We start from the raw sequence: 13259 nt of genomic DNA on the forward strand, positions 1-13259 counted from the left end.
CGTTCCGGCGCAACGGCGGAGGGAGCACCCATGGGAGTGCCGCAGGTCAACTTCGCGCTCGACACGTACGAGTGCATCGTGATCTATCCCGGCGCGGCCGGGCGGGCCCTGCCCCCGGAGACCGTGCAACGGTTGCAGGCCGAGCACGCCGAGCACATGCAGGCGTTGCAGCGCCGCGGCATCGTCCTGGTCGCCGGCTCAGTGGACGGGCCGGCGCGCGAGCCGGATCCGCCGATCGGCTTCGGACTGGCCCGCACCGGCAGCGTCGACGACGTCCGCAGCGTGCTGGAGGCCGACCCGGCGGTGCAGGCCGGGCTCTACCGGGTGGAGGTGCTGACCTTCCTCTGCCCGGCCGGATCCCTTGAGTTCCCGCTGGTCAAGGCCGGCAGCTGAGTCGCCGATCCATCGGTGGCTGTCGTGATGACGACGGCGTTCGCCCGCACCCGGAGTGAGTCGCCGCCGGGAGCACCCCGACAGCGCACGCCAGCGGAGGCGTACGATTCCCGGCGCGCGGTCGCTGATGCCCGTCGCCACAACGTTCCCGGTGCGGTTCCGCCCCGCCGGCCCGACGCGCGCCGCGCGTCGTTGGACACCTGTTCCGCTGCCTGCAAGGGGTCGGCCACGAGTCCGACCTGAAGGAGAGACTAGCCTGATGGGCGTGACACGCCGCGTAAAGATCGTCTGCACTCTGGGTCCCGCCACCTCGTCCCCGGAGCGCATCCGGGGTCTTGTCGAGGCCGGCATGAACGTGGCGAGGCTCAACTTCAGCCACGGCAGCCACGAAGACCACGAGGCGGTCTATCGACTGGTCCGGGAGGCGTCGGAGGCGGCAGGTAAGCCGGTGGCCGTCCTCGCCGACCTGCAGGGCCCCAAGATCCGGCTCGGTAAGTTCGCCGACGGCCCGCACGAGTGGCGCACCGGCGACTCGGTCGTGATCACCGGCGACGACATCATCGGCACCAAGGAGCGGGTCTCCTGCACCTACACCAAGCTGCCGTACGAGGTGAAGCCCGGTGACCGGCTGCTGATCGACGACGGTCGGGTCGCTGTCGAGGTCACCGACGTCACCGGCAACGACATCCGCTGCCTCGTCACCGAGGGCGGCCCGGTCTCCAACAACAAGGGCGTGTCGCTGCCCAACGTGGCGGTCAGCGTGCCCGCCATGTCGGACAAGGACGCCGAGGACCTGCGTTTCTCCCTGGGTCTCGGCGTTGACCTGGTCGCGCTGTCCTTCGTCCGCTCGGCCGAGGACATCAAGCTCGTCCACAACATCATGGCCGAGGAGGGCGTCTTCCGGCCGGTGCTGGCCAAGGTCGAGAAGCCGGAGGCGGTGGAGCACCTGGAGGCCATCGTGCTGGCCTTCGACGGCGTGATGGTCGCCCGCGGTGACCTCGGCGTGGAGATGCCGCTGGACGAGGTCCCGCTGGTGCAGAAGCGCGCCGTGCAGCTGTGCCGGGAGAACGCCAAGCCGGTCATCGTCGCCACCCAGATGCTCGACTCCATGATCGAGAATTCCCGCCCCACCCGGGCGGAGGCGTCCGACGTCGCCAACGCGGTGCTCGACGGCGCGGACGCGGTCATGCTCTCCGGCGAGACCAGCGTCGGCAAGTACCCGGTGCTCACCGTCAGCACCATGGCCAAGATCGTGACGACCACCGAGGCGGGCTCGATCGGGGTGCCGCGGTTGCAGCACGACCCCCGCACCCACGGTGGCGCCCTCACCGTCGCCGCCTCGTCGATCGCCCGGGCCATCAACGCCAAGGCGCTCGTCGCCTTCTCGCAGACCGGCGACACCGTGCGACGGCTGTCCCGCCTGCACTGCGACCTGCCGCTGCTGGCCTTCACGCCGGTCCCCGAGGTGCGCGACCAGCTCGCCCTCACCTGGGGCGTGGAGACCTTCCTGATGCCGTTCGTGCAGCACACCGACGACATGTTCCGCCAGGTCGACCAGGCGCTGCTCGGCCTCGACCGGGCCAACCCCGGTGACTACGTGGTGATCGTGGCGGGTAGCCCGCCCGGCACCCCCGGCTCGACCAACACGCTGCGCGTACACCAGCTCGGCTCGCTCGTCGACGCCGCGTCGGCGCGGGCGCTGCAGTGAGCGACGGTCGGGTCGCGGTCGGCCAGGCGGCGGTAGACCAGCTGCTGGAAGTGCTCGACCTCGACCCGACCGGGGAGATGACCTTCCGGGGGATGAGCCCTCCGGTCGGCCCACAACGGGTGTACGGAGGCCAGGTCGCCGGCCAGGCCCTGGTCGCCGCCGGTCGCACCGTCGACCCGGAGCGCTTCGTGCACTCGCTGCACGGCTACTTCGTCCGCCCCGGCGACCCGGTCGAGCCGATCGCGTACGAGGTGGAGAACATCCGCGACGGCAGGTCCTTCTCGGTCCGCCGCTCGGTAGCCCTCCAGCACGGCAAGCCGATCTTCTTCATGTCGGCGTCGTTCCAGCGGGCCGAGGAGGGCCTGGACCACCAGGCGCCGGCCCCGCTGGACGTACCCCCGCCGCAGGACGTGCCGACGATGACCGATCGGCTCTCCCGCTACCCGGAGCGGCTGGGCATCTGGGGCCAGATCCCCCGGCCGATCGACGTGCGCTACGTGGGCGAGCCCGGCTGGGTCCGCCCCGGCGACCGACCCGCCGACCCGCACCAGCGCGTCTGGATGCGCATCGACGGCAAACTGCCCGACGACCCCCTGCTGCACGCCTGCGCGCTCACCTACGCCTCGGACCTCACCCTGCTGGACTCGGTGCTCTCCGTGCACGGCGAGGTGTGGGGGCCGGGCGGGTTGGTCGGCGCGAGCCTGGACCACGCGCTCTGGTTCCACCGGCCGTTTCGGGCCGACGAGTGGTTCCTCTACGACTGCCTGAGCCCGTCGGCGTCCGGCGCGCGGGGGCTGGCCACCGGCCGGATGTTCACCACGGACGGCCGGCAGATCGCCAGTGCCGTCCAGGAGGGTCTGCTGCGCCGCGTCGGCGCCTGACGTTGTAGCCCCATCTCCGCCTGACGCTGTCGCCCGTCCCCGCCAGGCACCTGGCGGGGACGAGGTGGGTCAGGCCTGGTGGATGGCCTCTCCGGCGATCTCGATCTGCACCGTCTTGCCGACCAGCACCCCGCCGCTCTCCAGGACGACATTCCAGAGCAGCCCGTAGTCCTCGCGGTTCATCTCGGCCGTCGCGCTGAAGCCGAAGATGTTCTGCCCGTACGGATCACGACGTGCGCCACCGAAATTCACCTCCAGGTCGACGGCCCGGGTGATCCCCTTCACGGTCAACTCACCGGTGAGGACGAATCGCCCGGGAATGCCGTCGGACTGCGGCGGAACAATGTGACTCCGGCCTCTTCCGCCCAGCCGATGGTTGCGCAGACGCGCCCACTGGAATATGGGATCCTCGTTGCCCTGCCATTTGATGCCGGTGCTTCGATATTCGAGAGTGGGAAAGCGCTCCACGTCGAGGAAGTCGGCACTCTTCAGATGCGTGTCCCGGTCGACGCTCCCGGTGGTGATGCTGGCCGACATGATGGTGGCCGTCACCGAGGAGAGCAGCGGGTCCTCCGCCACGAAGATCTGCGCCGTGGCCTCGGCGAACTCGCCGCGCACCGGGCTCACCATCATGTGCCGGGACAGGAAACCGATCCGCTTGTGCGCCTGATCGAGAAGATAGGTGCCGGCGACCGGGATGGTCATGCCATCCCAGGTGCGTGTGGCGACATCGGTCATCGTGATGCCTTCCCCCCGAGCACGCCCGGGTGTTTATCAATATGCTGCTGGCGGCCGTGTAAACGGCCAGACATTCGTACTCCCGCCCAGCATAGGGACGCTCCGGAACGGCATTTCGGCCACCACCGTGCGGTGGATCATGACGTACCTCACCGGCCCCTACCGGCGGCCGTCCACCGGACCCTGCCGGCCAGCCGGACCAGCGCCGGCGGCGATCCTGCCCATCAATGCGTGGCCGATCGGCCGAGGGTCGCCCGCCCGCCCGGTTGACCAGCGACTAACCTTGCCGACATGCGCCTCTCCGCACGGGTCGACTATGCCCTCCGCGCGGCCGCCGAGCTTGCCGCGACGGCCAGCGGCCCCGGGCGCGGCCGGCCGGTCACGGCCGACCAGATCGCCCGCGCCCAGGAGATCCCGCCGAAGTTCCTGGAGAGCATCCTTCTCCAACTGCGCCGCGGCGGCATCGTGCACGCCCAGCGCGGCCCGGAGGGCGGCTACTGGCTGGCCCGCCCCGCCGAGGAGATCTCCCTCGCCGAGGTCATCCGGGTGATCGACGGGCCCCTCGCCCACGTACGCGGGCAACGCCCCGAGCAGCTCGGCTACCACGGCCCGGCGCACGCCCTCCAAGAGGTCTGGATCGCGCTGCGGGCGAGCGAGCGGGAGATCCTGGAACTGGTCAGCGTCGGCGATGTGGCCGCCGGCACCCTGCCCGCACGCGTCACCGAGCTGGCCGCCGACCCACGCGCCTGGATCTGAGCGCCGGCTCGCCGCCCGGCTCCGCGTCACCCGGCGGGCCTGGGTCTGCGTGGCGGCTCGCTTTCCCGGCCTCGCGCCATCTGCCGCTGACCCGGCGCACCGCCCCCGGGCGTCCCATCCACCGATCGGGGGCTTGACCCCGGCTGCCCAATCCCGCATTGTCGACCAAGTCGATAGGAGATGCCGAAAAGTCAGGGGGCGCTCGTGCGCAAGCTGTTGGTCCTCGCTCTGGTCGGGCTCGTCGCGCAACTGATCGATGGTTCGCTCGGCATGGCGTACGGCTTGACCTCGTCCACCCTGCTGTTGGTCGCCGGGGTTGCCCCGGCTGCCGCCTCGGCCTCGGTGCACCTGGCCGAGATCGGCACCACGCTCGCCGCCGGGGTCGCGCACTGGCGGTTCGGCAACGTCGACTGGCGGGTGGTGACGCGCATCGCCCTACCCGGCGCGGTCGGCGCCTTCGCCGGCGCCACAGTGCTCAGCTCGATCTCCACCGAGGCCGCCGCGCCGTGGATGGCCGGCATTCTCTTCACCCTCGGCGCGTACCTCCTGATCCGCTTCGCCCGACCACTGCGCACCGACCGGGTCGGCGGGCGGCTACGCGGTCGTTTCCTCGGCCCGCTGGGCCTGGTCGCCGGCTTCGTCGACGCCACCGGCGGCGGCGGATGGGGCCCGGTGGCCACCCCGGCGCTGCTGGTCTCCGGCCGCATGGAGCCCCGCAAGGTGATCGGCTCCGTGGACACCGCCGAGTTCGTCGTGGCCGGCGCGGCCAGCATCGGCTTCCTGATCGGGTTGGGCACTGAGGGATTCCTGCTCCCCACCGTCGCCGCGCTGCTCATCGGCGGGCTCATCGCCGCCCCGCTGGCCGCCTGGCTGGTGCGAATCGTGCCCGCCCAACTGCTCGGCGCGGCAGTCGGCGGCGTCATCGTGCTGACCAACGCCCGCACCCTGATCCGCTCCGCCGAACTGGACGGTCCGCCCCGCCCCGCCCTGTACGCCCTGCTGGCCGTCGGCTGGCTGGCCGCCCTGGTGTTGGCCGTGCGCGCCCTGCGCCGTACCCGCCGCGCCCGCGCCGAAGCCGCGAGCGCTTCCCCCGCCGCCGCTGCCGGCGCGCCCGCCGAGGCCGCCGATGTTGCTCCCGCCGACGAGGTCCCAGCCGATCTGGCGGCAACGGGTACGCCCGCCCCACGCTGAACTCCGTCTCACCCCGCCCCGCCCCGCCCCGCCAGCCCTGCCCCGCGCCCCCCCGGAGGGGCCGCCCCGCCCCGCCCCGCCCCGCCGTCAGCCTGCTCGCTGGCTCCACGGGAAAGACACCGCGCCCGCGCCGACGCCCCCGTCGATCATGGAGTTGTGGTGGGATGAATGTCGCTGTCAATGCGGTTTGTCGGGCACCACGACTCCATGATCGACGCGGGCGCTGCGCGCGGGTGCTGCGCGGGGGTGCTGTGCGGTGGTGGGGTGCGCGGAGGCGTGCGGGCCGGAGCGCGGCGATGCCTCGTCGAACGTCGTGGTTGCCGAGGCTGAACCACCCAAGATCGTGCTCGATCGTGGATGTAGTGGCATCCCGGCGCTTCGTGGCCACTACATCCACGATCGAGCGTGACATTGACGGCCGCGGGCACCCAAACCCCGCTCCCGGCCTACCGGCGACGACGTTCGTCGGCACGATCCGCAATATCAGGGATGTTGCTGTCTCTCGCGCGTCGGAGGCAGCAACATCGGGGAAGTTGCGTAGATCTTGGGGCGGGGCGGGGCGGGGCGGGGCGGGGCGCGGCGGGGCGGGGCGGGGCGCGGCGGGGTTAGGGGGTGGGCGGGGCGGGGCGGGGCGGCGGGGTTAGGGGGTGGGCGGGGTGGTGGCTGCCTCGGAGAGCAGGGTCCACGCCTCGTCGATGTGCGCTTCGGTGGTCTGCGGCGCGCCGACCGCCAGCCGCAGCGTGTAACGGCCGGCGACGCGGGTGTGCGTCAGGTACACCCGCCCGGTGGCGTTCGCAGAGGCCAGCAGCGCCGCGTTGGTGTCGTCGTCGGCGCGCAGTCGGAAGCAGACAAGTGAGAACGGGTGCGCCGCCGCCAACTCGAACCGGTCGTCGGCGCGGATCCGCTCGGCGAACCGCTCGGCCAGCGCCACTGAGGAGCGGATGTGGGCGCGCAGCCCTTCCGCGCCGTACCAGCGCAGCACGAACCAGAGCTTGAGTGACCGGAATCGCCGGCCCAGCGGCACCTGCCAGTCCCGGTAGTCGATCACCGCGCCGGATTCGGTGGCCGCGTTGCGCAGGAACTCCGGCAGTACGGTCAGCGCCTCGATCAGTTCGGCGCGGTCGGCCACCCAGAACGCGTCGCAGTCGAAGCCGGTGAGCAGCCACTTGTGCGGGTCGAAGCAGTAGGAGTCGGCGTACTCCAGGCCGGCGTGCGTCCACCGCAGTTCGGGGCAGACGGCGGCGGCGCCCGCGTACGCGGCGTCCACGTGCAGCCAGATTCCGTACTCGGCGCAGATCGCCCCGATCTCCGGCAGCGGGTCGATGGCGGTGGTGGAGGTGGTGCCGATGGTCGCCACCACGATGGCCGGCGTGTCGCCGCTGGCCAGGTCGGCCTCGATCGCAGCCCGCAGTGCGCCCGGCAGCATCGCCTGGGTGTCCGGGTCCACCTCGATCGAGCGGATCCCGTCGCTGCCCAGCCCGGCGATCCGTACCGCCTTCTCGATGGAGGAGTGCCCGTGCAGGGAGGCGTACGCGCGGTAGCGCCGGTCGATGCCACTGTGGCGCCAGCGGCCGCCGCTGGCCCGGTGCAGTGCGGTCAGGGTGGCCACCAGTGTCGCCGAGGAGGCCGAGTCCTGGATGACCCCACCGCCGGCGCCGGTGGAGCGAAACCGCGGTGGCAGGTCCAGCAGCTGGGCCAGCCAGTCCATCAGCACCGTCTCCAGCTCGGTGCAGGCTGGGCTGGACGCCCACAGCATGCCCTGCACGCCGAGCCCGGAGCTGACCAGGTCACCGAGCACGCTCGGGCCGGAGGTGTTGGCCGGGAAGTAGCCGAAGAAGCCCGGGTGCTGCCAGTGGGTCAACCCCGGTACGACGATCGAGTCCAGGTCGGCGAGGATCGCCTCGACCGGTTCGCCGCCGGTTGTGGGAGGCGTGCTGGGCAGGGCGGCGGCCACCGTGCCGGGGGGATCGGTAGGGGCGATCGGTAGTTGTTCCACTGTCGCCCAGTAGTCGGCGATCCAGTCGATGACGGCGTGGCCGGCGCGACGGAATTCGTCAGGGTCCATGTGGTGGGCGCTCATCCGAACGAGTTGACCAGCCATTGATCGCGGGGGCAAGACCCCGACCAAGTAACGGTCGTCGATGTTGCGCGTCGGAAAGCGCTTGCCTTACGATGCGCGGGGAGTCGGATCCGTGAGTTCCAGGGCGTTTCACCCCCGATCAGATCGCCGGCCGCCGCCGTCGCGGCGGGGTCGGTCCACTGTGCTTCCCCGGGCAGGGTCGGTGGGCCGCAGCGATCACCACCGGATCCCCGGAGGCAGTGCATGCACCCGTCCAGACATCGGCTGATCCTGCTCGCCGCCACGACGGCGGCCACCGTCGTGGCCGGCACCCTCGGCACGGTCGTCGCCTCGGCCGCCGCCGTCGGCTGCCGGGTCGACTATCAGATCACGAACCAGTGGCAGGGCGGCTTCGGCGCCAACGTCACAGTCACCAACCTCGGCGACCCGGTCAACGGGTGGGCCGTCACCTGGTCGTACGCCGCAGGTCAACAGGTCACCCAGGCGTGGAACACCGCCGTCACCCAGTCCGGTGCGCAGGTCACCGCGCGCAACGTCGACCACAACGTCGCCATCGCCACGAACGGCAGCGCCTCGTTCGGCTTCAACGGTTCGTGGACCGGCAGCAACCCGGTGCCGAGCAGCTTCGCGCTCAATGGCACGACCTGCACCGGCGCCCCACCCACCGAGGAGCCGACCACCCCGCCACCCACCGAGGAGCCGACCACCCCGCCACCCACCACGCCTCCGCCGTCGGCCGGGGTGGTGCAGATGGAGGACCTGGACCGGGGGCTGGTCAGCGTCCGCTCCGGCAGCGGCAACCTGGTGTCCTGGCGACTGCTCGGCACCGAGACCTCCGGGGTGGCGTTCAATCTCTACCGGGGTTCCACAAAGGTCAACGCCAGCCCGATCACCGGCGCCACCAACTACCTCGACAGCGGCGCGGCGGCCGGCTCGGCGTACACCGTGCGGCCCGTGGTGGGCGGCGCCGAGCAGGCGGCGTCGGCGCCGGCGTTGCAGTTCGGCGCGGGTTACCTGGACGTGCCGTTGCAGGTCCCGGCCGGGGGCAGCACCCCGAGCGGCGAGAGCTACTCCTACAGCGCCAGCGACGCCTCCGTCGGTGACCTCAACGGCGACGGCACCTACGAGATCGTGCTCAAGTGGGAACCGTCGAACGCCAAGGACAACTCCCAGTCCGGCTACACCGGCAACGTCTATGTCGACGCGTACACCCTCGCCGGCACCCGGCTGTGGCGGATCGACCTGGGCCGCAACATCCGGGCCGGCGCCCACTACACCCAGTTCCAGGTGTACGACTACGACGGCGACGGCCGCGCCGAGGTGGCCATGAAGACCGCCGACGGCACCCGCTCCGGCACCGGTCAGCTCATCGGCTCGTCGTCGGCGGACTACCGCAACTCCAGCGGCTACGTGCTGTCCGGCCCGGAGTACCTGACCATGTTCAACGGTCAGACCGGCGCCATCGCCTCCACCGTCAACTACGACCCGCCGCGCGGCACGGTGTCGTCCTGGGGTGACTCGTACGGCAACCGGGTGGACCGGTTCCTCGCCGGCACCGCGTACCTGGACGGGCAGCGCCCCTCGCTGATCATGGCCCGGGGTTACTACACCCGCGCGGTGATCGCGGCCTGGGACTTCCGCGACGGCACGCTGCGCAAGCGGTGGACGTTCGACTCGAACTCCTCCGGCAACGGCGCCGCCGCCGGTCAGGGCAACCACCAGCTCTCCGTCGCCGACGTCGACGCCGACGGCCGCCAGGAGATCGTGTACGGGGCCGCCACCATCGACGACAACGGCCGGCTGCTCCACTCGACGGGCAACGGCCACGGCGACGCCATGCACGTCGGGGACCTGGACCCGGGCCGCACCGGCCTGGAGGTGTTCAAGGTCGACGAGGACGCCAGCAAGCCCAGCTCCTACTTCGCCGACGCCCGTACCGGTCAGGTCCTGTGGTCCACGCCGGCGTCCGGCGACAACGGGCGGGGTGTCTCCGCGGACATCTGGGCGGGCAGCCCCGGGGCGGAGTCGTGGTCGTCAGCGGTCGCCGGACTGGCCAACACCAGGGGGCAGAACGTCGGCCGCAAGCCGTCCTCGGCCAACTTCCTCGCCTGGTGGGACGGTGACCCGGTGCGGGAACTGCTCGACGGTACGAAGATCGACAAGTACGGCACCGGTGGTGAGACCCGGCTGCTGGACGGCAGCGGGGTGGCGTCCAACAACGGCACCAAGTCCACGCCGACGCTCTCCGGCGACATCCTGGGCGACTGGCGTGAGGAGGTGATCTGGCGGACCACCGACAGTCGGGCGTTGCGCATCTACAGCACACCCACCCCGACCAGCACCCGGATCTACACGCTGATGCACGACCCGCAGTATCGGGTGGCGATCGCGTGGCAGAACACCGCCTACAACCAACCGCCACACCCGGGGTTCTTCATCGGCAACGGAATGGGCACCCCACCCACGCCGGATATCCACCTACGTTGATGCAACCCCTGGCGGTCCCGAGTGGGGTCGCCTAGGGTGGCAGGCACCGGGCCGCAGCCGCGGAATCCGCTCAGCTCCGGCCCGGTGCGCCACACCGCGGCATTCCCAACCCGTCCCGACCGGGAATGCCGTACCACCACCGGAACCAACATTAGGCACCGTCCGGGTCGGCAGGGTGACGCTGACGTGAAGATCGTGTTTCACGCGCTCCGGCGCAGACCGCCCGCCACCTGCTCGGCGATCAACTCGTACGACCGCACCCGGTCCTGCACGTCGTACACGAGCGTGGTCAGCATCAGCTCATCCGCGCCGGTGCGCTCCACCAGCTCGGTCAGCTGCCGACGCACCGTCTCCGGCGAGCCCATCGCCTGACCGTCGCGGCGCGCCACGACGAACTCCCGCTCGATCTCGGAGTACGGGTACGCCGCCGCCTCGTCGGGCGTCGACAACGGCTCCGGCCGCCCGGAGCGCAACTTCAGGAACGACAGGGCGCTCGGCCCGGCCAACCACTCGGCCCGCTCGTCGGTCTCCGCGCACACCGCGTTGACCGCCACCATCGCGTACGGCTTGTCCAGCCACTGCGACGGCCGGAAGTTCTGTCGGTACAGGGCCAACGCCGGCAGGGTGTTCTGCGAGCTGAAGTGGTGCGCGAAGGAGAACGGCAGACCGAGCAGGCCGGCGAGCTGGGCGCTGAAACCGCTGGAGCCCAACAGCCACACGGCCGGCTGCTCACCGCGGCCCGGGGTGGCGATGATCTGCCCCGGCTTCTCCCCGCTGAAGTAGTTCATCAGGTCCGTCAGCTCGCGCGGGAAACCCTCCGCCGACAGGCCCTCCATGGTGCGCCGCAACGCCAACGCGGTCACCTGGTCGGTGCCCGGCGCCCGCCCGATCCCCAGGTCGATCCGACCGGGGTGCAGCGCCTCCAGGGTGCCGAACTGCTCGGCCACCACCAGCGGCGCGTGGTTGGGCAGCATCACCCCGCCCGACCCCAACCGGATCGTCGACGTGTTCGCCGCCAGGTGCGCCAGCAGCACCGCGGGGGCGGAGCTGGCGATCGCCGGCATGTTGTGGTGCTCGGCCACCCAGAACCGGTGGTAGCCCAACTCCTCGGTGCGACGGGCCAGCTCGGTGGTGGCCTGCAACGCCGCGCCAGCGGTGGTGCCCTTGGCAACCGGAGCAAGATCAAGAACAGACAACGGTACGGTGATCACACGGTCAGCCAACCCGTCGCCGGCCGGCTTTGTTCCGGGATACGGGTTTTCGTCGGCCACCTCACCCGCCGCTCAACCCATCCCGCGCGCCTGCTCGAAGATCAGGCTGGTCTGCGTGTGCTGCACCACCGGGTCGACCGCCAGGTGGTCCAGCACGAAGTCCCGCAACGCGTCGCCGGACGCCGCCCGCACGTGCAACACGTAGTCCTCCGCACCGGCCACGTGGAACACCGACACCACCCCCGGCAGCCGCACCGACCGGGCCCGGAAGGCGTCCACCGCCGCCCGCTCGTGCGCGGTCAACCGCACCGACACCAACGCCTGCAACGGCAGACCGAGCGCGGCCGGGTCCACCTCGGCGTGGAAACCACGGATCGCACCGCGCTCGCGCAACGCCCGCGTACGCGTCAGGCACGTCGACGGCGCCACGCCCACCCGCTCGGCGAGCGCGTTGTTCGGCAGACGGCCATCCGCCGCCAGTTCGGTCAGGATCGCGCGGTCCACCTCGTCCAGGGCCGGATACGGCCGCACATCATTCGGCTCAGGGGACATTCCGCCATCCTCGCCCGAACCCAACACAGAAACAAGCATGATTCACAGAATCATCTGCCGAGCCATTGCTCCCTGACCGCCAGATGTTCGACGCTTCAGCCATGACAACGATGGACACCCGGGCCGTGCACGCCGGCCGCGACGACCTCCGCACCCTCGGCGTGCACGTACCACCCATCGACCTGTCCACCACCAACCCACTGCCCTCCGTCGACGACGGCGGCGCCGCGTACGAGCAACTCGCCACCGGAGGCACCCTCCCCACCGACGGCAGCGCCGTCTACCAACGGCTCTGGAACCCCACGGTCGCCCGCTTCGAAACCGCCCTCGCCGAACTGGAAGGCACCGCCCAGGCCGTCGCCTTCGCCAGCGGAATGGCCGCCCTCACCGCCACCCTGCTCGCCGCCGCCCGCGACGACCACCGGCACGTCGTCGCCGTCCGACCCCTCTACGGCGGCACCGACCACGTCCTCGCCACCGGCCTGCTCGGCACCACAGTCACCTGGTCGCGGCCCGACGAGGTCGCCACCGCCATCCGCCCCGACACCGCACTGATCATCGTCGAGACACCCGCCAACCCCACAGTCGACCTGGTCGACATCGCCGCCCTCGCCGCCTCGGCCGGCGACATCCCACTACTTGTCGACAACACCGTCGCCACCCCCGTCCTGCAACAACCCGCCCGCCACGGCGCCACCCTCGTCCTGCACAGCGCCACCAAGAGCATCGGCGGACACGGCGACGTCCTCGCCGGCGTCGTCGCCTGCGACGACACCTGGGCCGCACGCCTACGCCAGGTCCGCGCGGTCACCGGCGCGATCCTGCACCCCCTCGGCGGCTACCTCCTGCACCGCGGCCTGCAAACCCTGCCGCTGCGAGTCCGCGCCCAACAGGCCACCGCCGAGAAACTCGCCGGCTGGCTCGCCGACCACCCCGCCGTACACCGGGTGCACCACCCCTCGGTGCACGACCCGGCGGCGCTGGTCGGACGGCAGATGGCCGGACCCGGCAGCCTGCTCGCCTTCGAGGTACGCGGCGGCGCGCCCGCCGCGGCCGCCGTCGCCGACGCCTGCCGCCTCATCACCCACGCGGTGTCCCTCGGCGGCGTCGACACCCTCATCCAGCACCCCGCCTCACTCACCCACCGACCGGTCGAGGGCGACGCCAAACCCGCCGCCGCCCTGCTGCGCCTCTCGGTCGGCCTCGAGGACCCCGAGGACCTACGCGCCGACCTCGCCCACGCCCTCGACACGATCGCCTGA

At 71.3% G+C, this 13259-nt stretch carries 11 protein-coding genes; 7 read left to right on the forward strand and 4 right to left on the reverse strand.

All coding sequences use genetic code 11. The annotated features are described in order from the left end of the window. The first annotated feature begins 30 nt into the window (after positions 1–30). The 3 genes from IW248_RS02270 to IW248_RS02280 all read left to right on the forward strand — a co-directional run bounded on the left by IW248_RS02270 (position 31) and on the right by IW248_RS02280 (position 2982). Positions 31–393: a YciI family protein gene (locus IW248_RS02270; RefSeq protein WP_196925445.1), complete on the forward strand. Its 363-nt coding sequence runs from the start codon at positions 31–33 to the stop codon at positions 391–393. Positions 394–652: 259 nt separating this feature from the next. Beyond that, positions 653–2101: a pyruvate kinase gene (gene pyk / locus IW248_RS02275; RefSeq protein WP_124822510.1), complete on the forward strand. Its 1449-nt coding sequence runs from the start codon at positions 653–655 to the stop codon at positions 2099–2101. Next, positions 2098–2982 carry an acyl-CoA thioesterase gene (locus IW248_RS02280; RefSeq protein WP_196925446.1) on the forward strand — a complete coding sequence of 295 codons (885 nt, stop codon included), beginning with the start codon at positions 2098–2100 and terminating at the stop codon, positions 2980–2982. The genes pyk and IW248_RS02280 overlap by 4 nt, the downstream gene beginning before the upstream one ends. A gap of 69 nt (positions 2983–3051) precedes the next feature. Here IW248_RS02280 and IW248_RS02285 read toward each other — a convergent pair whose 3' ends face one another. Continuing rightward, on the reverse strand, positions 3052–3720 hold the full coding sequence (locus IW248_RS02285; protein ID WP_196925447.1) for a YceI family protein: 669 nt from the start codon (positions 3718–3720) through the stop codon (positions 3052–3054). Positions 3721–4011: 291 nt separating this feature from the next. On the opposite strand from IW248_RS02285, the gene IW248_RS02290 reads away from it, so the two are divergent. Beyond that, positions 4012–4476 carry an RrF2 family transcriptional regulator gene (locus IW248_RS02290; protein ID WP_196925448.1) on the forward strand — a complete coding sequence of 155 codons (465 nt, stop codon included), beginning with the start codon at positions 4012–4014 and terminating at the stop codon, positions 4474–4476. A gap of 204 nt (positions 4477–4680) precedes the next feature. Then, complete coding sequence (locus IW248_RS02295; RefSeq protein WP_196925449.1) at positions 4681–5667, forward strand: sulfite exporter TauE/SafE family protein; 987 nt, start codon at positions 4681–4683, stop codon at positions 5665–5667. Between the two features lie 640 nt (positions 5668–6307). Here the strand turns inward: IW248_RS02295 and IW248_RS02300 are convergent. After that, positions 6308–7732, reverse strand: a complete 1425-nt coding sequence (locus IW248_RS02300) for a pyridoxal-dependent decarboxylase (RefSeq protein WP_196925450.1) — start codon at positions 7730–7732, stop codon at positions 6308–6310. Positions 7733–7990: 258 nt separating this feature from the next. Here IW248_RS02300 and IW248_RS02305 point away from each other — a divergent pair, with 258 nt between their 5' ends. Next, complete coding sequence (locus tag IW248_RS02305) at positions 7991–10234, forward strand: rhamnogalacturonan lyase family protein (RefSeq protein ID WP_196925451.1); 2244 nt, start codon at positions 7991–7993, stop codon at positions 10232–10234. Between the two features lie 200 nt (positions 10235–10434). Here the strand turns inward: IW248_RS02305 and IW248_RS02310 are convergent, their stop codons facing one another. Further along, a complete protein-coding gene (locus IW248_RS02310; protein ID WP_238671665.1) occupies positions 10435–11445 on the reverse strand; it encodes an LLM class flavin-dependent oxidoreductase in 1011 nt (336 codons plus the stop codon). 72 nt (positions 11446–11517) lie between these two features. Continuing rightward, the gene (locus tag IW248_RS02315; protein ID WP_124815755.1) at positions 11518–11997 is read right to left on the reverse strand and encodes an Lrp/AsnC family transcriptional regulator; all 480 of its coding nucleotides are present in this window, start codon (positions 11995–11997) and stop codon (positions 11518–11520) included. 83 nt (positions 11998–12080) lie between these two features. Here IW248_RS02315 and IW248_RS02320 point away from each other — a divergent pair, with 83 nt between their 5' ends. Next, on the forward strand, positions 12081–13259 hold the full coding sequence (locus IW248_RS02320) for a trans-sulfuration enzyme family protein (RefSeq protein WP_196925453.1): 1179 nt from the start codon (positions 12081–12083) through the stop codon (positions 13257–13259).

This window comes from Micromonospora ureilytica (assembly GCF_015751765.1).
Lineage (GTDB): Bacteria > Actinomycetota > Actinomycetes > Mycobacteriales > Micromonosporaceae > Micromonospora > Micromonospora ureilytica.